Here is a 22,033-nt window from a genome sequence, read left to right as displayed (position 1 = left end):
TCCTTTTGTTGTTTTTGATTTTAAATTACAAACTTGATAATTAAAAAGCGCACACGTCAATCGATTTAACGTGCACGCCTGAAAACGTAATTACTTGGCTTCCTTCAAGAGCTTTTCGACGAGATCCGGGCTGAAACGGTCCTGACGCTTGCCGTTGATGTAGAAGTTCGGGGTGCCCTGAACGCCGACCTTGACGCCCAACTGGAAGTCCTTGTCGATGCGTGCGCTCATAGCAGAATCGAGAACCATGTCCTTCTTGAACTGTTCGACGTTGAGGCCAACTTCCTTAGCAACAGCGAGGTAGATGGAATCGCCGAGTTCGCGAGAGTGCGGTGCGAGAGCATAACGGTATTCCCAGAACTTGCCCTGCTTCTGAGCTGCAATAGCGGATGCTGCAGCAGCCTTAGCATTGGAGTGGAAGCTGAGCGGGAAGTGCTTGTAGACGAACTTGATCTGGTCCGGGTACTTCTTGTTGAGGTCCTGCATCACCGGAGCAATGCGAGAGCAGTACGGGCACTGGAATTCGGTGAATTCGACAATCGTGAGCTTCGGGTTCTTGGTGTTGCCAAAGACCGGGCTGTCTTCGTCAGGGATGTCCCAGACCTTGTTGTCGGCTTCCATTTCAGCACGGGCCTGTTCAAGCGAGATGCCGCGCTTTTCAAGAGCGTACTTGAAGATTTCGAATTCTTCCTTGACCTGCTTGAAATCCTTTTCAAGGGAGTCGAGGCGAGCCTGCTGGTTGAACGAACCGCCAGCGGAAGCTTGGTTGCAAGCAACGAGGCCGGAGACTACAAGAGCCATAGCAAAGAGAGAGAGACGTTTCATTTTTGTCCTTTGAGTTAAAACTTGAGGGCACAATCAGCCCACGATGTGTGAGAAATATAATAACGAAAACTTACTTTGATTTGGGAAAAACATCAAAAAAGCATACACAATCGTCTCATCTGTATCCAATAAAATCGATTGTAAATTCCGAAATTTTGACCATTTTCCGCAAATCGTAATCCGTAACTATAAGCAATTCAATAAGTTACAAAAATGAGAGGGGTAAAAAACGTGACTAAAATCGCACGAAAAGAATTTACAAAGTAATTGTTAGTCAATGGTCAGTGGTCAATAGTAATTGGTCAATGGTCAGTGGTCATTGCAAACACTCTCTTAAGAATATATATTGTACGTAATACGACATTGAGGTTTTAAGGGATTTGTAAAAATGAAAAATTTCATATTGGAGCTCATTCTGTGCATATCAGCACTATCTTTTGCGGCACCCCCACAACAAAAAGAACCAACTGTAAAGGTTACTTTCGCAAAGGACCTCGTCGTCAACGGAACATACCAAAAGCTCGTCACGTCAGCAGAATCAAATTCCGGTCCAATACTATACACACTCTATGACGGCGGGCATTTATACGAAGAGATACCGACGGCAATCAATGCGGGGACATACACTGTTTATTACAGCACTGAATCAACAGAACAATACGAATCATTCTATGCTACAGCAACAGTCACTATAGGAGGAACAAGCCAAACCATAGGTGCAGTAACCATAAACGAAGATAACGAAAAGAAAAAATTTGTCACAATCGAAGGGTATTGCGCAGCTGACGAAGACTTTAAAATATCCGAAGACTTCAACGCAGAAAAAGTTGTACTAACGCGAAAGTTCGACCACCTCGATGTTTATGCAACAATATTTTTGCCATTCGAAGCCAGCACGAACCAATTGGAAGGCATTTCAGAAATTCTCCAATTCGCAGGAGTCACCCCCAATGCCGAAACAAACAGACTGCAAGTTGAAACAATATCCATATGGGATGATTCCCCCGAAACAGCTCCAATTACCATTCAAGCCAACACGCCCTACATCATAAAAATGAAAGCACCGAGCCTAGAAATCAAAGGCCCTGTGACATTCAAGAAAACAAAGCCGCCCTTTCAACACATCGGCAATTGGACCTTTGTTGGAACATACACCTTCAAAAAATGGGATCCCTTCTATTCCAATCCCTACGCTCACGAAAACGAATTTAGAGGAAGATATTACGGATTTGCGGCACAAGACCAACGAGAAGGAAAAAGCAATTATATAAGAGAATACCAAACGGCTGTTAAAGCAGGTGAATTCGTACAGTTCGGCATAGGAGCTCGAATCCATCCAATGCGCGCCTTCCTTGTTTATGACCCAGACGGATCGTATGCCGCTGAATCAACAAACTCAAAAGCTTTAGCGAAGAGTGCCGCTTACAATTACAGCAGCACACCCCTCGACTTCGAACTCCCCTATTCTATGGATGTTATCGTTATCAATCGAAAAAATAACACGACCTCAGATATCGGAAAGATTGACCCTGACCCAAATTCGCTCAAGAAAAACCGGTACTACGACTTGAAAGGCCGTAACCTACATGGCAAGCCCAAGGCCAGAGGAGCCTATTATAAATCACTATGAAAAACAAACAGAAAAAAGTTTATATCACCCCTGAAATAAAAATCATCAAATTGAGCCATCAGGCCCAATTGATGGATGTTAGCTCAGAAGCCTACGCTCCAGCTTACCATGGCGATGCAGGGTAAATTCAAGTAATAATCATTTATCAGGTTCCACAGACCTGCTAGATGTTTTACTATATTTATGCATATGAGTGAATATTTGCATAAATCATTTGGTCCCGTAGTCCCGAAAGACTTCAACAAGGATTATGGTGAACAGGGCTTTTTGCTGGAGAATGGCAAAACTCTCCCGGCCCTGACCATCCGTTACGAGACCTACGGCTCTTTGAACGACGCCGGCGATAACGCCGTGTGGGTTTGTTCGCCGTTAACCGCCGATGCGCACGCCGCCGGCTGGTACACCGAAAATGACAAGAAACCCGGCTGGTGGGACGAACTCATCGGACCAGGCAAAGCTATTGATACCGACAGATTCTTCGTGGTTTGCAGCAACATCCTCGGTGGATGCAAAGGCTCCACGGGCCCAGCAACGATCAACCCGCGTACGGGCAAGCCCTACGGCAGCACATTCCCTACCATTACGATAGGAGATATGGTACACGCCCAGAAGGAACTCGCGAACGCACTTGGCATCAAGGAATTCTACAGCGTCATCGGCGGATCCATGGGTGGATTCCAGGCGATGAAGTGGGCCATCTACTACCCGGAACAGGTGAAGCGCATCATCGTGATTGCAAGCTCGCCCAGATTCTCGAGCCAGGCACTCGGCTTTGAAGTTGTGGCCCGCGATGTCATCACGCAGGACCCGAACTTCCACGGTGGCGACTATTACGAAGAAGGCCAAACGAGACCGGACATTGGCCTTGCAAACGCCCGCAAGCTTGCGCACATCACCTACCTCTCTGCCGTGGGCATGGAGAAAAAATTCAAGCGCGCCCAAGACCAGGAGAACAGAAGCCACGCCGTCACTTACTCGACGCCGTACGACCTGGACTTGCCGATTGAAAGCTACTTACGTTATCAGGGAACAAAGTTTGTTGACCGCTTTGACGCCAACAGCTACTTGCACATCGCCCATGCGACCGACGCATTCGACCTCGAAACGGAATACGGCAGCATCGAAAACGCCTTCAAGGACATCAAGGCCGAAGTTCTGAACGTGAACCTTTCGACCGACTGGCTTTTCCCGCCGCACGAGAGCCGCCGCATCACAAGCGCCCTTTTGAACGTCGGCAAGACCGTGACGAGCCTCGAACTCGACACGCAGTTTGGCCATGACGGATTCTTGATTGAAGTTGGCGAACTCGGTAAGGCTGTGGGCCGTTTCCTCGATTCCAAGATTATCCCGCAGAACGGAACGCAGGCATTGCCAGTATTCCACGACCAGAGCGACTTCCAGCGCATCAGCAAGCTCGTGAAGGAAGGTAGCCATGTACTCGACCTCGGTTGCGGCAGTGGCGACTTGCTAGATTACCTTATCCGCAAGAAAAACGTCACGGGCTTTGGCATCGAAAAGAACATCAAGGGAATTCTCGACTGCCTCGAAAAAGACGTACAAGTTATCCAGCGCGACTTGGATGAAAGCGGTCTCACGGACATCAAGGACGGAAGTTTCGACTACGCGATTATCAACCGCACGATTCAGGAAATCCGCGACCCGGTGGCACTTTTGAACGAACTTTTGCGCGTAGCAAAGCAGGTCATCGTGACGTTCCCGAATTTCGGCCACTGGTCTGCTCGCGGAAGCCTCATGCTCCACGGTCGCATGCCGATTTCCAAAGAACTCCCCTACGAATGGTACGACACGCCAAACATCCGCGTGCTTACGCTCAAGGACTTCTATACGTTGTGCAACAAGGAAGGTTTCAAGATTGAAAACTTGCACTTCCAGAATGAACACAAGATAAGCAAGTTCCTGACCGCCATTGGGCTCGCGAACTTTGGCGCCGAACATGTGATTGCGACAATTTCGAAAAAGGTTTAGAATGTCTATTATCTCCATGACCGGATTCGGCAAGAGCGAATCCACATTGCAAGGAATCACGTGCGTTATCGAAGTGCGCAGCGTGAACAGCCGATTCCTCGAAATTTCGAGCAAAATTCCGAAGAACTTCGCCTATCTCGAAAACGACTTCAAGGCCCAAATTAAGGACAAGCTCGTTCGCGGTTCCGTGAACTTTTCGATTACGCTTGGTGCAGGCAATGCCGGGAACATTCCCGTTTGCTACAACGAAGCTGCCGTGGAAAAGTTCGTAGAAATCACGAAGGCGATGCAGAAGAAGTACGGCATTGCGGGCGACATCAAGCTCGAACATGTGCTTGCCATCCCCGAAGTTTTGCAGTTCACCGACGGCAACGGCGACAACGAAGTCTGGGAAAAGCACCTGAAGGCTGAACTCGACAAGGCTTTGGACGGCGTCATCGCCATGCGCGAAAAGGAAGGCGCAAACCTCGCCGTAGACCTCACCCGCCGTGTGATCCACCTGAACGAAGTCATCGACAAGGTCGAAGTCCTCGATCCACAGCGCATTGAAACGTGGAAGGTCAAGTTCCGCGAACGCATCAACACGCTCATGAAGGATTCCGAAATCGACGAAGTCCGCCTTTTACAAGAAGCCTGCATCATGGCCGACAAGCTCGACATCCACGAAGAGATCACGAGATTCAGGAGCCACAACAAGCTGTTCCTCGACGCGCTCGCCAAGGGTGGCGCCCAGGGCAAGAACCTCGGATTCATTCTCCAGGAAATGGGTCGTGAAGCGAATACGCTTGGCACCAAGTGCCAGAACGCCGACATCGCAGCACTTGCCATCGAGCTCAAGAACGAGATTGAGTGCATTAGAGAACAGTCCATGAATGTTGCGTAAGCCGAGCGATATAGGAGTAAGCTTGCTTACTCCTATATCCGAGGCGAAGCAACACGCACTACGAAGTAGTGCCACGTGGCATAATTCTCAACACCATTTCTCAACATGGATTTTTTATCCATAAAAAGCCCTACGAAAGTAGGGCTTTTTGTTTCAAAACAATCTAACTTATAATCAGAAAGAATAAAACATCCACACTCCAACAACAAGCGTCTCGTGCAAATCGCACGGGACGCTTTTGCGTAATGCAAGACTTAACTGGACCCTTCCGCTTCGCGTCAGGGTGACAAGTGCGACCTACGTCTTCGTCTTGTTGAGGGGCGAAGCCCTGAAACATCCAGTCATTTCTTGTATTGCGATAGCGAGAATTGACTGGACCCTTCCGCTTCGCGTCAGGGTGACGAGCGTGCGTATGGGGGACGAGCGTGCGTATGGATGACGAGTGTGAAAAATGCCCGCGCAATGGCGGGCATGACAAACTTTATTTTTTCTTTGAAGATTTCTTTTTCTTGTCGTTCATTTTGACGCGGCGAGAGCCGGAGCGGATACGTTCCCACGGGGCAAAAGACATCGTCCCGAATGTAAAACCGAAGAACCACACGTTAAACGACACCCAAAGAAGGGCTGCAATACCGATTCTTCTCCAGTCCACAACGACGCTCATGTCAATGACAAGTGCCGAAAGGGCCAAAAGCGAGGCAATAATCACTGGGGCAAGCATTTTCTTGCCAGCCTTTACGAGAGCGCCAGCCTGAGGCGCACCTTCGCCGAGTTCCTTGCCGGCAATCAAGGCAAAGGCAACAACGCCCGAGAAAGCGATTGCGCTAAGCACAGCCCACATGAGCCAAGCCTTGCCAATCATCAACGGGAACCAGCTTACAAATCCCGTGAGCAAAAGCCATGAAAGGGCAAACGGGAACAGCGCACAGGCGACACTCCACTTGGCAAAGAGCACCAGCAAAAGTGCAAGGCCAGCAAACACGCCAAAGAACATGAGCAACATATCTTCATCGCCGCCCAAGGCAAAAAGCGAGCCCACAAAAGCCGCTAGTGCAAGCAAGCCACCGAAACCGCCACGGACTCCGCCAAAAACGAAATACAGCACAATCATCGAAAGTGCGGCCACAAAAATGTACTGCGAAGAGTTCCATGCCGACATGACATTCGTAAATTTTGCAATCCACATGCCAAGCGCTTCGGATGCGCCCAACGGGAGCGAAGCCATCTGTTGCCAACCCGTAGCGAGGAACGCCACAGAAAAGCCAATCATCAACAGAACAAAAATCAGGCGAAAGCGGAGAGAAAGTTCCAAAAGCTTTTGCACTTTGCCCGGTTTTTCACGTAATTCCATATTTACCTCGAAATCAACAGTTTTTGTTTTTTAGTCCAAGTTTGAGTTTTTGTCTTAGAGTCCGAAACGCTGACCTTAGCTTTGCTTCGAACAACATAGTGGTACAATCCATTAGCGAGCAGGCGCCCGTAATTATCCTTGCCATCCCAATGGGTCAAGCCCGATTTGGCATCTTTGATAACCTTGACAAGACGGCCATGCTGGTTATAAATGAATATCGTCACTACAGAGCCCGATCCGGCAGCGAGATCCTTGAAGTAGAATGTCGTGCCCTTCTTGCCCATCGGATTCGGGATGTTGAACACGTCCGAAAGTCCGGTCTGCATCGATTCCGTAATCTCGATATTGATAGTCTTTACAGCGACATTTCCAAGGACGTCCAAAGCGCGGACGCGGAACACGTAATTTCCCGGAGGATAGTTTTCGGTCGTCATCGACTTGCGAGCAACGGCACGCTTAGATGCCTGTTCCAGGAACGGAGCAGGATGGTACGGATTTTCAAGCCCCACCATTTCAAATGTAATGCCTTCATCGGCCTGTTCGCGATAATCCAGAGCAGTTTCGTCTTCGACAATCACTTGCAGGCAAGCTGGAGTCCAAAGCTTGACAAGCTGGCCATCGGCAAAGGATGACGAAGCACCCGCATTGCACGATTGGATCGTAATCACAGGTGGAGTCTTGTCATTCAAGGAATCGGCATATTTCGAGACACCCGAAATCACAATATTCGTATCGAGATAGCGACCAACGGCAATGTCATTTGAAGAATATGCCCATGCACGCAATTCAGCAAGAGAATCCCCGATATTCAGTTTTTTCGGCGTCACAAATTCCGTCTCGAAACGTCCATTCTTCACAGGAAGAACTTCCGAATAAATTAGCGGTCCATCGTACTTGACGTTGATGGTATCGTTAAGGCGATTCTGCATTGCAAGGCGCTTTTGAATACGGCCTTCTCTCAAGGTCAAGGCGATACTTCCCGACGAAATTCCAGACACCTTTCCAGACAACTTCATTTTATCCAGAGCCTGAATGGAATCCACCGGATTATCCAATGAAATTTTCAACGTAGCATAAGGCATGCGAATCACAGGTTCACCGACAAATACATAGTGTTCCGAGTTATACACATCGCCGGTCATATTTTTACTCTGCTTAACCACATTGTCCTTGGCAAGCATGTAGGCTTCACCAAGATAAATACCGTTTTCAAGAACAGCGCGGCTTACAAAATTTCTAGCAAAAATCTTGTTCGAACTTTCAAACGTTTCACGAGAGGCACCAATTGCTGCAATAGCTCCGACATCCGGGTCCAGAACAAACGCTTCAGACATGGATTTCGTATCGCCTTCATCAAAACGTCCGACCGTACACGAGAAGGAATTCAAAATCGTGAAAGCCTTTTCATTTGTCAGCTTTGGCAAGTATGCCGGTTTCAGCAAGCCTTCCGAAGCCCACGCCACCTTAGAACCATGACCAAAGTACATGGTCATCAAGGCGCCCTGACTCATGATATTCAAGAAATCATTTGTGGCTTCCTGTTTCTGCCCTGCTGCATCATACTCGTAATCCAGCAGATAGACCTTTTTCAAGTTCATTCTAAAGCCAAGCTTGTTCGAAACGGAATCAATCAAGGAGGCAAGTTCTTCCTGGTCTTCAGTATGCTTTGCATCGTCAGCGACAGTACCATTGCGGGCATCATCTGCCGCCATCAGTAACGTAGACTTCCATTCGCCATGGTCAAACACACCAATCTGATCGTATCGTTTGGCCTTATCGACATAATTGGCAAATTCGCTTTCGCTCGAAACAGGCAAGCGTCCCACAGCCAAATCAACATCGTACGCAACAGCGCCACGAACAACCTCTCCAGAATCGAGCACGGCAAAGAAGTCTTCGGTTACCGACGATTCCTTTTCAAACGGCGGCATATAGTTCTTGCCATGTCCATCGATGCCACGATAGTCATAATGGCCCGACCCCGCAAGCAAGACAAAACGCAAGTCCGGGCAAACGCTACGAGCATAGGCGATATAGTTTCTGATGGCAATCGGGGAAGCGGCGCCACCTGTGTAATGCCTATAGATATTTTCAGCAGCGACAACCGCCGTTACAAATCGACTTGCCGACTTGTCACTCGAACGGAATACCGCCAAAGACTCTGCGGGTGCCAAAAATTCTTCGGGCGTGATAATCAGGTATTCCGTCTTCTGCGATATATTGGCAAGATTCTGCACCACATTTTTAGAAGGCTCCGGAATGGCATTGATACTAATAGCCTTGCGACGGTCGCTACTGCGATAGAGCATATAACGCACATCATCGTTATAGCCAATGCTATCAAGAGCTACCCCATTTGCAATTTTCAAAAGACCGACAGGCTCCATGTTCTTGAACTTCATCAAGTTCAAGTTTTCATCCTCGCCCACTGGAATGCGGATGACGCCCGAAACAAAACCCGGCAACAGCCATTCCGCAGAATCTACTGAAACAGACGACGGATCCCAGGGGTAAGCGACAGAATACCCGTCAAAGCGGTCATACTGATAATTATTGGGAAGGATAGTCAGTTCATATTGGTTTCCCGTCTTCTGGAACGACTCAAACGTCATCGCAAAGTTGCCGCCCGGCAGAAGAGTCCCATCATACCAGATATCTTCTTGACCATCGGTCTTCGAATGCGTTTCGCCATTAACGTCAAACTTGAAATGAATATGCTTCATCCTATTCTTATAGGATTCCGTAGAAAAAACGCCCGAGCTCTGGTATTCAGAAATACTGGATTCCACGCCACTGATAGACCTGTAAGGGAAGAACGAAACGGCAGCGTAGCCAGCCTTGCCTTCGATAAGACCAGGCAAGTCTACGGTTGGCTGCTGAGCGCCAAGCTTACTTGCCGGCACAACAGTTTCTTCGTTTCGGGCGTGCCATTCCCAGAACCATTCCTTACCAGTCGTATGTTCCCAGTCCTGCACCATACCATAATAGGTGTCGCGCAAGTACACGTCCTTTTCGGCACGCAAATATCTATACCAGTCAATCGTCTTCGGAGTCGACTTCGGCGGTTCCAGAGTTTCCAAGCGAAGGCCAGTCCCAGATTCCTTATACCCAAGAATAAAGTGCTGATAGTAGGAATAGGGCGAATACGAATGGAAATAGCTCATGCTCGTTCTAGGAGCATCATACGGTTCGGCATCGATACGTTTCCAGAAAGCGTTGCCGTACCCCACAAAATAGATGGAGTCTCCACGACTAGAGCTGGCATCGTCAAAAATACCATTGGAGTTCTGGTCCACAACTTTGATAGGCAGTTCAAAAAGCTGGTTCGGGTTGCGGAGTTTTGCACCAGGGCCCATGTCAGGGAGTGTATCTGGAGAAGCCGCAAAAATGCAAAGCTTTTCTATAGGAATGCCATACACAAGCTCCTGACGGTTAATCTTGCTGAGCGCACTACGGATGGCATTGAACCCAATGGCGTACACGCCATCTTCGCTAAATGTCGCAATATTCTTGTCGCCCACGACCAGTTCGACCAACTGGACAACTTTGTCAACTTCGGAACTTGCTTCACGGCGCAATACGGAACGGGACGAAGCCAGACCAAATTGGGAGGCAGCCTGCTTGTTCACCACATGCATCAATGCACGTGCGCCAGGATTACGGCCACTAGCCGAAGCCGTTGCAAAATCGACATTCAGGCGGAATTCCTTGCGAAGCGCAACAGAACCGCCCTGTTTTAAGTAAAGCGGGACAAGGACATCGGTCACCCACACGCCATCTTTGATATACGGAGTCGAAACAGATACCGACTGGACCTTTGCAGGAGTCGACTTGCAAGGCGAAGAACCAAGCGGAACAAGCTTACTGTTCGTCACAGAAACCGAAGGCTTTTCGCTCGACGGCAAAGCCACGCGATAATGGCGGAACGGAACAGAATCCATGTAAACGACACGTTCGGGATGAAAACGCTTTCCCGAGCCATCTTCACAAGACTCCCTGGAAGAATCCAAGACCTCGTCGTCCAAAATAAAATGTTTCCTGGAATCTTCTATGACAGAAGAAGCCAAGCTAGAAACAGTTGCACAGGCAACAAGAAGAATCTGAAATTTTTTGATGATAGATTTCACGAATTCTAAAATAGTAAAAAACAGAAATAGAGATGCCCGCTCAGCGGCGGGCATGACAAATGGTAACATCTTTTTGGGTGTTAAAATTAGGGTCTTGTAATGACCATTTCGAGGAATCCGTTGCCAGTTGTACGCATTTCGATCATTTCGCCCCCTGCGGCTTTCGCCTTGAAGACCGTAATGTAGTCCGGACGCACACCCTTGGCAAGAATCATTTCGATATCCTTGGGAGAAATCATGTAATTGGAGTTCCATTTTTCCATGTACCAGTGCCATGGCTGCCAATTGAATATGCCACGAGTCGACTGGACAAATGCACGGAGCATCATGGAATATTCGTATTTTAGGAACCCGAGGTAATCATTCACTTCGGCATGTTTATCGACGAGCGTTTTCGTCGCAAAATCAGGATCGTAACGGAGCGGCGTCTTATCGGGGTTATCATACGTAAAATGAATTCGCTTATCTGTAACAGAAATTTTCAAGTTCGAGCGGTCCAGATGCACAAATTCCTTTTCTGAAATTTGTTTGTAATCTCGAAACACGACGTCGGGTGTAAGGACCTTGTTGAGCTTGAGCTGGACAGGCTTCGCGTCAAGCGCCCCAAGTTCGTAAAAGACAATCACCTCGCCGGAGCCCTTAGGCAAAAGCACCGAGAGCAAAGGCTTTTCACGTTCGGTAATCGCCCAGATCATCTTGGGCTTGTTCGAGGAATTCAAAAGCGGGTCTAGAATTTTTGCAACAGACGGGTCACGGACGCCATTTACGTCCCATTCCATCCACGTTCCCGTGCCACCGACAGAATCGAGCACGTCAAAGAGGCGACCGCCTAAAAAGCCTTCCTTCGCTTCGACAGCTCCATAGATTTTAGTCGAGCCCGCCGGCTTTGCTTTCGAAGAAGCTGGGGCCGCCAAAACAGAAGTCGAAAAAACAGATAAAAGCGCACAAACCGCAAGAAACTTACGCATAAATTCTATACCCTGCTTTGGGATCCTTTAAATGACTAGAAACCAATCGGTTCCAAGAGAGAGTCGTCCAAGCGCGAATACTGCAAGTGGTACTTCTTGTCAAGCCAATAGAGCGCAAGCTTAGCACCGGTCCAGTTTTTCTTTGCGGCCGTCGCTTCGACACCCTTCGTAATGAGCGGGAGCGTTTCAATAAGGTCCAGTTTCCACTTGGTATCATCCCAGGTAAACAGCATAATGGGGACTTTCGGGCTAGAGGCAAGGCCAACACTGCCACGGTCGTTCTTGACCTCGAACGGGCCCATCTTCACATGATCGGCCAAGTCCAAAAAGCCGCTATCGTAAAGCAGCAAGTAAAGCATGCGGTAATCCGGCACGGTCCACAAGTGTTCACGTTCATAGAGCCTGTAAAGCACGATGGCATAAGCTTCGTAGAACTGGCAGGTATCCATGGCGGCGGCATCGTAGGTCTTGGCGTGGCTTTCAAGTTCATTAAGCCAATCTTCCGAAGGATCCGTCAAGAAATCGAGCAAGATATCGGACGGGGCGCGATTCCTTACCGAAGACTTGAAGAGTTCATACATCTCTTCGAGCATGACAAGCTTTTGGGATTCCTGGGCCTTGACCTTTGCGTCGCGGACAGCAGCCGTCTCGGCAGATTCACCCGCAGAGCCCTGAGAAGAACCGGCACAACCAGCCACAATTGCAAATACGCCCACCAAAAGCGCTAGAACTATTTTATTTTTCAGAACATGCATCGCGATACCTACCTGAAAATGAATCTTGATGAACTGTTACGCGCCTGCTCCCTGAAAGGTTATCAGGGCAGCGGGCCCGGTGGCCAGCATAGGAACAAGACCAATACCGGCGTTCATCTTTCGTTACAACAATATAATTTAGAAATCAAGTCTTCCGAAAGCAGAAGCGCAAAAGAGAACAAAATTCATGCCCTCCACCGCATGCAAATGGCGCTTGCATTGAATGTACGCGAAGAACCTCCCGCCGTCGAGATGAAATTTCCGGGTAGCAACGGACACATCCAGCCGAGCAATCCGCAGTTTCCGCTATTTGTGGCCCATGTCTTTGATATCATGGCGACCAAGAACGGGGATACGAAAGCGGCGGCCGCCGCATTCGGGCTTAGCCCGAGCGCGCTCGTGAAGATTTTACGGCAAGACAAAGCCTGCGCGGCCAAGTTGCAAGGAAATCGCGTCGAGAACGGGAAAAGCAAATTGCATTTGTAAAGAAAAGGCGAGAGGGAGATGCCCGTTCGGAGACGGGCATGACAGCAAAAGCGGGATGACGAGCTGCGCCCGTGTTTAGAAAATTTTACAGATTTCTAGCGAAAAATTTGGCGTTTACTTGCGTGTTAAATAAGTGGGACCCACCCTAAAAACAGGAGGTTATATGAGTCCTACTTTCAAAAAACACGTCTGCCGTTGTGCGGCTACAACACTCACCGCTCTTGCCTTGTGGAACTGCTCCGAAGATTCTCACGCAAGCGATTCAGACCACGCCATCTTGCTTGGCGAAACAGCCAATGTAGCATTCCAGCTCGATTACGCAGAAACACCCCTGCTTGACAGCATTGTTCTGGACTGCTATGGAACGGACACAATCCACCTTGTGCATTCTGCAGAAAACAATTCGTTCAATCTAGACCTTTTCCCTGGCGAAGACTGGATTTTCAACGCCAAGCTCTACGCAAACGGCACTCTGATGCAACAAGGAGAAGTCACGACCTCGCTAGAAGCGGGCTCTGCCGTGAATCTGAAAATTCCGATGCATGCGCTTATCGGCTTTGTCTACGTCAAAGTTCCCATTGGATTTGGAAACCCCGCCGGAATCAAGAAAGGCGAAATGAAACTCACAAGCAAAGGAGAATCGTTCACCTTCCCCATGGAATTTGAATCAGACTATGTCACCTTTACAAGTGACGAGCTCAAGCTCGACCGCGAATACCACATTACAATTTCGATGGAAGACAAAAACGGAAAGGCCATTTTCAGTTTGGAAGACGACTTTATGCTTGACGAAAACACGCCTGTACCAAGCTTTCAGATTGAATCGCTCCGCAGCAAGATTGCGCTCGCCATCGACCTTGCGAAAGACGTAAATCTGCAAGTGTCGCTCACGCTCCCCGCAATGAAACGCGCTCCAGCCGTAGACGACATTGTGATAAGCGAGTTTTTCATATGGACAAGTACAAAGGACACAACGCAATACAGCTTCGTTGAACTGTACAACGGCAGTACAGACACGCTCATTTTGGACAAATGCACAATCGGCAAAACATCAAACGTGAGCGGTTCTGCCGAATTCGAAACCGTTTCTTTGCCGCCAAACGAAATTCTCGTTGTAGGCAACCGCGACAAAGCAAATACGGCGGGCATCTACAAGTCCGTCGAAAACATGCCTGCATTCGTCAAAAACGCGGGTTCGCTTGTGCTGCAGTGCAATGGAGCCGTAATCGATTCGCTGTACTATGGCAAAGCCGATTCCATACACGTATCGCCGTTGCCTGTTGGCACCACCTCCCCTACAGCCCCGAAAAGCCTGCAACTGAATATCGGTTTTTGGGATAAACGAGCCGAGCCTGATTCCTGGTGCACGGACACGCCTACGCCGGGCATGATTTCCGCCTGCGGGAATTAAAAACGCCGATGCCGGAATAAATCCGGCATGACAAATAACAAGGTCGTCCCGTTTGGGGCGACCTTTTACAAGATGACGATGCCGTCCCCATTCGCGGATCATGACCACATAAGAGCTAAAGCTCTAAGTGGTCAAAGACAACTAAGTGCGGCATGACAGCATAAACAAGATTTTACTGGGTCCTTCGCTTCGCTCAGGATGACGAGAGTGAAGCGTCAGGAGACAATGCTTACGCGTGGATCTGGGAGCTGGCGCGCTCGATATCGAACAGGCGGCGCAAGTTTTCGGCCTTGGCCGGTTCACGTTCTTCAGGGAGCGTAAGCGGGCCCATGTTGATAGCCACGAGGATGGACCCCGGATAGTTGTTCACGCGCTTGATGAAATCGCTGACGGAAACACCTTCGGTGTAGAAGTCCACGACGAACGTATCCCAGTCGTCTTCTTCGAGCTGCTGCAGAGCTTCTTCTTCGGTCCTCACGGCCTTGAAGTAGGCGCCCACGAGCAAGTCCGAAAGGACTTCGAGGCAGGCTTCACGGCGGACATCGTCTTCTTCCCAGATCAGGATGCGGCGGTCGCTGTAGTCACGGACTTGCGGGACAAAGTTTTCTTCGGCGTTCAATGCATCGAGCATCGCACCGTTGGCTTCGTCCATTTCTTCATCATCAAAATTATCGAGTTCTTTAGCCATGTTGTAAATATAGTAAAAAGTAACTTAACTGGATTCTTACCCAAGGGGCATAACTCAACTAAAGCTACTAAAAGTAGCTAGTTTCGTATATCGCTTCGCTCAGAATGACGAAAAAGCGAAGTGGTTAGGGGTTCTCGTCGAACCAGCGCTGGAGTATGATAGCGGCGGCGGTGCGGTCGATAATGGCCTTATTCTTCTGCTTTTTCTTTTTGCTCATGTACGAGGTGAACTCCTGCGCCTGCACGCTGGAGTACGATTCATCCTGCGTATGGATTTTCATCCCCGGGAATCGCAGTGCCAAATCCTTGATAAAAGCCTCCACCACCACGTTTTTACCGTCCTTGCGGCCATCCGGGTGGTACGGCATCCCGACGACAAATTCGTCAATCTTGTTGAGGCGCACGAGTTGGTCCAGGCGCTCGAACAGGTTCGTCGTCTTCTGGTCAATCGTTTCGCGCGAAAACGCCATTTTGAGCTCGGAATCGCCAAAAGCGACCCCGACACGATGCTCTCCGTAATCCAAAGCCAAGTAATTCACGCCCCTAAATATAGAATACGAACGCTAAATATTGCATTTTTCCACTCATTTTTCTATCTTTGCGCCGAAAATTAAAGCCAAACGGTAAAATATGGATCAATCAAAAATCAGAAACGTTGCCATCATCGCCCACGTTGACCACGGTAAAACAACCCTGGTGAACCAGCTCCTCAAACAGTGCGGAACCTTCCATGAAGGTGAAGAAATCGTGGACCGAGTGATGGACTCCGACAACCTCGAACGCGAACGCGGCATTACCATCCTCTCCAAGAACACGAGCGTGATGTACAAGGGATACCGCGTGAACATCGTCGATACCCCGGGGCACGCCGACTTCGGTGGCCAGGTGGAACGCGTTTTGGGTACAGTCGATGGCGTTCTTCTGGTCGTTGACGCATTCGAAGGCCCCATGGCCCAGACCCGCTTCGTGACGAAGAAGGCTTTGGAACTCGGCCTTACCCCGATCATCGTCGTGAACAAGATCGACCGTGACGGTTGTAACCCGCTCCTCGCCTTGGACAAGGTCTTTGACTTGTTCTGCGAACTCGATGCTACCGAAGAACAGCTCGATTTCGACAGAGTTTTTGGCAGTGGCCGTAAGGGCATTTGCCGCGCCGAACTTGAAGACCCGGATGGCGACTTCAGCATCTTGATGGACAAGATCATCGAACGCATCCCGGCTCCGAAGGGCGATCCGAACGGCGAACCGCTCCTCCAGATCGCCTCCCTCGAATACTCCAGCTTCCTCGGCCGTTTGGCTGTGGGTCGCGTGCAGCAGGGCGTGTTCAAGCCGAACCAGACCTACGCTCAGGCATTCCCCGACGGAACCGTCAAGAACGTCCGTCCGCAAAAGATCCTCCGCTACGAAGGCCTCACCCCGAAGCCGATCGAAGAAGCTGGTCCGGGCGAAATCATCCTCATCGCAGGTCTTGACTACTTCGATATCGGTGATACGCTTTCTTCTACGAACAATCCAGTTCACTTGCCGCGTATTCACATTGACCCGCCGACAATCTCCATGCTCTTCACCGTGAACACTTCGCCGCTCGCCGGCAAATACGGTGGAAAGTTCATGACGGGTAACCAGCTCCAGGAACGTTTGGAACGCGCCCACATGGCTGACCCCGCCCTCCTCGTCGAAAAGGCCGAAGGTGCATCTACATTCAAGGTTTCTGGCCGTGGCATTTTGCACCTCACGATTCTCGTCGAAAACATGCGCCGTGAACTTTATGAATTCACCATCGGTTCCCCGCAGGTCATTTTCCAGAAAGACGAAAGCGGCAAACTTTTGGAACCGGTCGAAGACTTCAAGGTCGAAGTTCCGAACGAATTCAGCGGCGCCTGCATCCAGGAAATCCAGCAGCGCAAGGGCGAAATGGTCAACATGACCACCGACGAAAACGACCGCGTTTCTCTCGAATTTATCGTTCCCTCCCGTGGCCTTATCGGTATCCGTCCGAAGCTTCTCTCCCTTTCCAAGGGTTACGCTGTGACGCAGTCCTTCTTCAAAGAATACCAGCCGTACAAGGGAGAAATTCCGTCTCGTATCAACGGTGTACTCATCGCCAAGGAACCGGGCGAAGCTGCAAGCTACGCTCTCTCTAACTTGGAAGATCGTGGCTACCTCATCATCGGTCCGGGTGCCGAAGTTTATCCGGGCATGATCGTGGGTGAACACAACCGCGACGTCGATATCACCGTGAACGTCACGAAGGGCAAGCACCTCACCAACATGCGTTCGAAGTCCGCAGACGACATGATCCAGCTCACGCCGTACCGCCGCATGACTTTGGAAGAATGCGTCACCTTCATCAACGAAGACGAATGCATCGAAGTCACTCCGGAAGTGCTCCGCATCCGCAAGACCGAGCTCGACCCGATCAAGCGTAAGCAGATGTCCAAGAAGCCGGCTGAAGACGACGATTAATTCGCGGCATTCCGCAGAATTTAAAAGAAGCACCCTGCGGGGTGCTTTTTTATGTTACTGGATCCCTCACTTCGTTCGGGATGACGAAATGAAAAAAATTCCCGACCATCACGGCCGGGATTTTTTTTTACAACTTAAAAGTCTTTAGCCAATCGCCCCTCGCCACTTTGCAATAGCTCGGTGAGGTAATTCTTCGCTATTTGGCAGGATTCCGGGAGCGTATGCCCAAGCGCCAAGTTCGCTAAAATAGCCGATGACAGATGGCAGCCAGTGCCATGTTTGCCATTTCCCGGGATTCGCGGACTCGTGAACTTGTACTGTTTACCGTCCTTGTCCCACAAGGTATCAACGGCTTCGTCATCCGTCGAATGCCCGCCCTTCAAAAGCAAGGCGAAATCCTTCCCGAATTCAAACTTTCCGCGAGAAGCAGCCTGTTCAAATCCCAGGAATCCGAACTCGTCCAGATTCGGAGTGACCAAATCAATCTGCTTCATCACCGGCATAAATTCTTCGCGTTCTGCCGAGCGCATAAAATGGAAACCCGCCGAAGCACTTGCAATCGGATCCCAGATAATGTAGGCATCCGGAGACTTTTCACGGACAAATTCTACAATTCGCTGTAAGACCTTCGCTTTTTCGACAAGCCCGATTTTCACGAATTTGAACTGGCGCTTGGCAAACAACGTTTCAAGTTGCGCTTCGATGCGTTCCCAGATAACCCATCCTGGCGCAACAAATTCATCTTCGTTCTGTTGCGTGAGTGCGGTACAAACAGATTCACTGAACACGCCAAAATGCGCCATCGCCTTAACATCCGCTAAAATTCCAGCGCCCGCAGAGCCATCGAAGCCTGCGATAGTCAATGCAAATTTCATTTTTTCAGACATTTTATACCACCGAATAAATTCCAATCATCACTACGGACACGCCGCAGATAAGCCCCACCGCCGGGAGAATCGGGCGGCGCATGGACTTTGCCCCAAGGAAATACACCATGCAGCCCTTGGTAAGCGTATTGGCAAGGCTCGCAAAAAGGAGCGCCAAGATCAAGTTGTGGTGTTCAAGAGTCGCCTTTCGGCACATGTCGATGAGCGAAAACGCCACGGCATCCATTTCAGCCGCACCGCCCAAGAAGCTACAAATCATCAACGCACCTGAGCCAAAATAAGCGTGAGCCGCATTCGCGATGAACATGACCACCGTAAAGACCAAGCCAAACTTAATTGCAGGCAACAGCTTGAACGGGTTGTTAAAATCAGTTGTCTTCTGGCGATGATCCTTAGATTCACGGAGTTTCAGGTACGCCGCATAGCCAAGCCCCGGCACCACAGGCACAAGCAAAGGCGCCAACAACGGGAGCGCAAGTGACGGCATCAGGAATACGCAAATGAGATAGAGTCGCGCATACATCACCGACCAGCTAAGCACAATGCCTAGCGTAAAGTCCGCCGCATACTGTTCGTTATCAACGCTACGGCCCGCCAAGTTCAGCGTGAGTGCGGTACTGCTCGCAAGCCCGCCCAAAAGTCCCGTGAGCCAAATGCCTTTACCCGGACCGACAAGCTTGATGAGCACATAGCCCACAAAGCCGATGCCGCAAATGAACACGACAAAAAGCCAAATCGTATGCGGATTCAAGACTTCAAGCCCCGCCGGGCCATAAGCATGGTTTGGGAGGAACGGCAAAATCATGAGAGAAATCACCGCGAACTTGACTGTCGCGATAATGTCTTCGGTCGAGATCTTTTTCGCAAAATCGTGAAGTTGCCGCTTGACCGCCAACAGCCACAAAAGCACAATCATGAGGATACACGCTTCCAAGAGCCGGTTGAACCAGCAAAGCGCCCCCAAGAAATAAATCATGATAAGTGCCGCACTAGTCGTGACGCCCGCAGGCCCGCCATTATTCTGGTTCGAAAGGCCGTACGCAATATGGCTTGCCACAAGCAAAAGCCCAACGATCACAAGGCCAACGACAAAGGGAACAATGGAGCCCATCAGGTCGCCCAGGTAGCAAGACAAGGCGCCACAAAGGCTTACAATTGAAAACGAGCACAACCCAGCGGGGTGCCTAGAATTATTGCGGGAATACGAGTTTTCACGCTGCATACCGATAATAAAACCGATACCCAGCGCAGCCGCAAGCTTATAAAAGATATTGAACTCAATCATCATTCAAAATCTAATCAAAAAATTGCGGAGAATGAATTTTTTTGTGAAATTACGCCATTCGCTGTTGCTTAGAAGCGAGCTTCATGGCGTACATGTTTGCATCCGCCATGCGGTAAACATCCATTGCTGTCACGGCATCACCGCGACGGCGTACGGAGTAGCCATAAGCAACGTTCAGAGCAATCGGCAACTTGGCCTCTTTTTCCAGAAGCACCATCGTCTTTAACGCCGTGCTCAAATCAGAAAGGTGTTCGGCACGAACAATCGCCACAAACTCGTCACCACCCATGCGAATAGTCGTCCCGATGCCATTAAACGCATTCTTGAACACATCGGCAAAGGCGCACAAAAGCTTATCGCCCATGGAATGCCCAAAGTGGTCGTTTACGTACTTAAGTCCATTCACGTCGATACTCACAATCGCGTAGTCACTATCATCGCGGTTGAGCACTTCAAAAATGCGTTCGCACTTGGCGCGGTTGTAAATGCCCGTCAAGGCATCACGATAGGCAATCTGGCGGAGCACTTCTTTCTCAGTCTTGTCCATGAGTTCCTCGTACATGTAGACGAGATAGCCCACCATCAAGAACAAGATGAACAGGAGCGTCCCCACAGGAAGGCAAGTCGCATCCAAGAAGGATTTTTCCAAGCCGAACAAATTCTGCACATTGTAGCGGAACAAATCGGCAATGCCAAACAGCACAAACACCACCGTTCCCGACGCAAGAATCTTTTCTTGCATTCCGGCACCACGATCGTAAAGCACCTTGAAAATGACCATGAACAGGAACGATACAAAGATATAGCAATGGTAAACGAGCAAGAATGTCGGGTAATGCGCAATATCGGTCACATGCAAAATCGTCGTCACCAAGAAGAACAGCACACCAAAGCCGACAATGACTTTCAGCACGTTCAACTTCCAGGTCGAAATCTTGCCCGCACGCATATTGATAATCAAAAGGCCAAACGGGATTGCTGCAAGGTAAAGCGAAACGTATTCCAACGTCGTATCCAGCGCATAGTTCGTGGAAACAATCTGGATACCCTTCGCGTAATTCAGCGTCCAAAGTCCCATCAAACCAGCAAACAAGCCAATCAGAACAAGGCGGTAATAAGCCCTGTCAAAGCCGACGGCACAGCAGCCCGTAATAAAGGCAATGGCCCCAAAGAACATCAGGAATATGCCAATGGTAATGGAATCAGAATTTTGCGAAAAATAGTCTGTCATGCTATTTGAACGCAAAAGTTCAATCTGCGCCACAGATTTTGCGGCCGCTTTTTCGGTCACAATCGTCACCACGCGAATGACATGGTCGTCAAGAAATTCCGGCATATTCACAAGGTGGATGCCGCTACCGACCAGTTTACCCTCTTTAAAGCGTTCAAAACCATAACGGTAATAGCAAACACTGTCAACATAGACAGCTACAGCAACGTGATACGCATGGAAACGGAGCGTTGTCGGCAAGGGAATTGAATCATTCCGCATGTCGCGCTCGTAGATAATCGTATCGCCGGGCTGAATATTTGAGGGAACTCGGAAATCGGAGACATGTTCCATCGGCGGAAGATGAATGCCGCCAAAAGAAATGGACCAGCCATCGTTAAGGGCGATGACATTGTTGCACGAACCATGACGGCACATGCCGTTAAAACTGACGACAAATAGAACAACAATTACAGCGGCAACCACTGCAATGAGAAGTCTAAGTATTTTCTTTCCATTCCTCAACAACATCTCTAGTATATAATAAGTAATTCTAAGGGCAATAGAACCTTATTTTTTTCGTACCCAAATTTCAAAGGTTGTCGGGAAGTCGTTTTTTTCGTCTGCCGGGAAAGATTCTTCGCTTTCTTTCTGGAACTTATCGTTCCACTCCGGGAAGAAAACATCGCCTTCCACGTGCGACAAAACTCTCGTCAAATAGAGCTTTTCGACCAGCGGCATCGCCTCACGATACACGGCAGCACCACCAATAATAAAGCATTCCGTCTCGCCTGCAGCGCGAGCGGCCTCAATAGCCTCACCGAGCGAAGAGCAGACAATGCAGCCCGGGGCCTGGAAATCCCTGTTGCGGGTGAGCACGTAGTTCGTGCGGTTCGGGAGCGGGCGTCCGATATCGTCATAATTCTTGCGACCGAGGATGATGGCATGCCCCGAGGTAATCGCCTTGAAGCGCTTGAGATCGGCAGACAGGTGCCACGGCAAGTGACCGTCACGCCCGATGACATTGTTTTCAGAAACCGCTACAATTGCAGAAATTAACATCTTTCGTCTCTCGT

Annotated in this window: 18 protein-coding genes; 7 read left to right on the top strand and 11 right to left on the bottom strand. The window is 49.5% G+C overall.

Translation table 11 applies throughout. The features are described from left to right. Window positions 1-90: 90 nt before the first annotated feature. Complete coding sequence (locus CRN95_RS08085; RefSeq protein WP_097020575.1) at window positions 91-825, bottom strand: thioredoxin domain-containing protein; 735 nt, start codon at window positions 823-825, stop codon at window positions 91-93. Between the two features lie 388 nt (window positions 826-1,213). On the opposite strand from CRN95_RS08085, the gene CRN95_RS08080 reads away from it, so the two are divergent. The 4 genes from CRN95_RS08080 (at window position 1,214) to CRN95_RS08070 (ending at window position 5,324) form a co-directional block, all read left to right on the top strand. Next, window positions 1,214-2,455: a hypothetical protein gene (locus CRN95_RS08080; protein WP_097020574.1), complete on the top strand. Its 1,242-nt coding sequence runs from the start codon at window positions 1,214-1,216 to the stop codon at window positions 2,453-2,455. Next, window positions 2,452-2,580, top strand: coding sequence for a hypothetical protein (locus CRN95_RS15080; RefSeq protein ID WP_255405837.1), 129 nt, complete (start codon window positions 2,452-2,454; stop codon window positions 2,578-2,580). Before CRN95_RS08080 ends, CRN95_RS15080 begins: the two co-directional genes overlap by 4 nt. 64 nt (window positions 2,581-2,644) lie before the next feature. After that, window positions 2,645-4,441 (top strand): homoserine O-acetyltransferase, encoded by a 1,797-nt coding sequence (locus CRN95_RS08075; RefSeq protein WP_235002950.1) that lies wholly within the window; start codon window positions 2,645-2,647, stop codon window positions 4,439-4,441. 1 nt (window position 4,442) lies between these two features. After that, entirely contained in the window at window positions 4,443-5,324 is an 882-nt protein-coding gene (locus CRN95_RS08070) for a YicC/YloC family endoribonuclease (protein ID WP_088629149.1), read from the top strand. 481 nt (window positions 5,325-5,805) lie between these two features. Here CRN95_RS08070 and CRN95_RS08065 read toward each other — a convergent pair whose 3' ends face one another. The 4 genes from CRN95_RS08065 to CRN95_RS08050 all read right to left on the bottom strand — a co-directional run bounded on the left by CRN95_RS08065 (window position 5,806) and on the right by CRN95_RS08050 (window position 12,468). Next, on the bottom strand, window positions 5,806-6,675 hold the full coding sequence (locus CRN95_RS08065) for a hypothetical protein (RefSeq protein ID WP_097020573.1): 870 nt from the start codon (window positions 6,673-6,675) through the stop codon (window positions 5,806-5,808). Between the two features lie 2 nt (window positions 6,676-6,677). Beyond that, window positions 6,678-10,802 (bottom strand): C25 family cysteine peptidase, encoded by a 4,125-nt coding sequence (locus CRN95_RS08060; RefSeq protein ID WP_097020572.1) that lies wholly within the window; start codon window positions 10,800-10,802, stop codon window positions 6,678-6,680. Between the two features lie 86 nt (window positions 10,803-10,888). Further along, on the bottom strand, window positions 10,889-11,770 hold the full coding sequence (locus CRN95_RS08055) for a hypothetical protein (protein WP_097020571.1): 882 nt from the start codon (window positions 11,768-11,770) through the stop codon (window positions 10,889-10,891). A gap of 35 nt (window positions 11,771-11,805) precedes the next feature. Next, entirely contained in the window at window positions 11,806-12,468 is a 663-nt protein-coding gene (locus tag CRN95_RS08050; protein WP_235002949.1) for a hypothetical protein, read from the bottom strand. A 51-nt stretch (window positions 12,469-12,519) separates the two neighbouring features. On the opposite strand from CRN95_RS08050, the gene CRN95_RS08045 reads away from it, so the two are divergent. Further along, complete coding sequence (locus tag CRN95_RS08045; protein WP_073423952.1) at window positions 12,520-13,011, top strand: peptide chain release factor-like protein; 492 nt, start codon at window positions 12,520-12,522, stop codon at window positions 13,009-13,011. Between the two features lie 163 nt (window positions 13,012-13,174). Further along, window positions 13,175-14,422 (top strand): lamin tail domain-containing protein, encoded by a 1,248-nt coding sequence (locus CRN95_RS08040; RefSeq protein ID WP_097020569.1) that lies wholly within the window; start codon window positions 13,175-13,177, stop codon window positions 14,420-14,422. A 229-nt stretch (window positions 14,423-14,651) separates the two neighbouring features. On the opposite strand, the gene CRN95_RS08035 is transcribed toward CRN95_RS08040, so the two are convergent. Together CRN95_RS08035 and ruvX are read right to left on the bottom strand one after the other, a co-directional pair. Next, window positions 14,652-15,110, bottom strand: coding sequence for a hypothetical protein (locus tag CRN95_RS08035; protein WP_097020568.1), 459 nt, complete (start codon window positions 15,108-15,110; stop codon window positions 14,652-14,654). Between the two features lie 124 nt (window positions 15,111-15,234). Continuing rightward, entirely contained in the window at window positions 15,235-15,648 is a 414-nt protein-coding gene (ruvX, locus tag CRN95_RS08030; RefSeq protein ID WP_074208275.1) for a Holliday junction resolvase RuvX, read from the bottom strand. Window positions 15,649-15,739: 91 nt separating this feature from the next. On the opposite strand from ruvX, the gene typA reads away from it, so the two are divergent. Then, entirely contained in the window at window positions 15,740-17,575 is a 1,836-nt protein-coding gene (gene typA / locus CRN95_RS08025; RefSeq protein WP_085490571.1) for a translational GTPase TypA, read from the top strand. 134 nt (window positions 17,576-17,709) lie between these two features. On the opposite strand, the gene CRN95_RS08020 is transcribed toward typA, so the two are convergent. From CRN95_RS08020 to CRN95_RS08005, 4 genes are read right to left on the bottom strand one after another with little or no spacing between them, the layout of a single operon-like run. Then, window positions 17,710-18,462, bottom strand: a complete 753-nt coding sequence (locus tag CRN95_RS08020; protein WP_097020567.1) for a hydroxymethylpyrimidine/phosphomethylpyrimidine kinase — start codon at window positions 18,460-18,462, stop codon at window positions 17,710-17,712. A 1-nt stretch (window position 18,463) separates the two neighbouring features. Continuing rightward, a complete protein-coding gene (locus CRN95_RS08015; protein ID WP_088629157.1) occupies window positions 18,464-19,750 on the bottom strand; it encodes an MgtC/SapB family protein in 1,287 nt (428 codons plus the stop codon). A gap of 46 nt (window positions 19,751-19,796) precedes the next feature. Then, window positions 19,797-21,488, bottom strand: a complete 1,692-nt coding sequence (locus tag CRN95_RS08010; RefSeq protein WP_088629158.1) for a GGDEF domain-containing protein — start codon at window positions 21,486-21,488, stop codon at window positions 19,797-19,799. A gap of 39 nt (window positions 21,489-21,527) precedes the next feature. Beyond that, complete coding sequence (locus CRN95_RS08005; protein ID WP_088629159.1) at window positions 21,528-22,019, bottom strand: dihydrofolate reductase; 492 nt, start codon at window positions 22,017-22,019, stop codon at window positions 21,528-21,530. Window positions 22,020-22,033: the final 14 nt, after the last annotated feature.

Origin of the sequence: Fibrobacter sp. UWB16 (assembly GCF_900215325.1) — a bacterium.
GTDB lineage: Bacteria > Fibrobacterota > Fibrobacteria > Fibrobacterales > Fibrobacteraceae > Fibrobacter.
The sequence above is the reverse complement of the archived record's forward strand: the minus strand, read 5'-3'. Positions and strand labels throughout refer to the sequence as shown.

Coding starts and splice junctions, on each gene's coding strand:
- CRN95_RS08085 (WP_097020575.1), bottom strand. CDS start 825: ATGAAACGTCTCTCTCTCTTTGCTATGGCTCTTGTAGTCTCCGGCCTC.
- CRN95_RS08080 (WP_097020574.1), top strand. CDS start 1,214: ATGAAAAATTTCATATTGGAGCTCATTCTGTGCATATCAGCACTATCT.
- CRN95_RS15080 (WP_255405837.1), top strand. CDS start 2,452: ATGAAAAACAAACAGAAAAAAGTTTATATCACCCCTGAAATAAAAATC.
- CRN95_RS08075 (WP_235002950.1), top strand. CDS start 2,645: ATGAGTGAATATTTGCATAAATCATTTGGTCCCGTAGTCCCGAAAGAC.
- CRN95_RS08070 (WP_088629149.1), top strand. CDS start 4,443: ATGTCTATTATCTCCATGACCGGATTCGGCAAGAGCGAATCCACATTG.
- CRN95_RS08065 (WP_097020573.1), bottom strand. CDS start 6,675: ATGGAATTACGTGAAAAACCGGGCAAAGTGCAAAAGCTTTTGGAACTT.
- CRN95_RS08055 (WP_097020571.1), bottom strand. CDS start 11,770: ATGCGTAAGTTTCTTGCGGTTTGTGCGCTTTTATCTGTTTTTTCGACT.
- CRN95_RS08045 (WP_073423952.1), top strand. CDS start 12,520: ATGCATCGCGATACCTACCTGAAAATGAATCTTGATGAACTGTTACGC.
- CRN95_RS08040 (WP_097020569.1), top strand. CDS start 13,175: ATGAGTCCTACTTTCAAAAAACACGTCTGCCGTTGTGCGGCTACAACA.
- CRN95_RS08035 (WP_097020568.1), bottom strand. CDS start 15,110: ATGGCTAAAGAACTCGATAATTTTGATGATGAAGAAATGGACGAAGCC.
- typA (WP_085490571.1), top strand. CDS start 15,740: ATGGATCAATCAAAAATCAGAAACGTTGCCATCATCGCCCACGTTGAC.
- CRN95_RS08020 (WP_097020567.1), bottom strand. CDS start 18,462: ATGTCTGAAAAAATGAAATTTGCATTGACTATCGCAGGCTTCGATGGC.
- CRN95_RS08015 (WP_088629157.1), bottom strand. CDS start 19,750: ATGATGATTGAGTTCAATATCTTTTATAAGCTTGCGGCTGCGCTGGGT.
- CRN95_RS08010 (WP_088629158.1), bottom strand. CDS start 21,488: ATGTTGTTGAGGAATGGAAAGAAAATACTTAGACTTCTCATTGCAGTG.
- CRN95_RS08005 (WP_088629159.1), bottom strand. CDS start 22,019: ATGTTAATTTCTGCAATTGTAGCGGTTTCTGAAAACAATGTCATCGGG.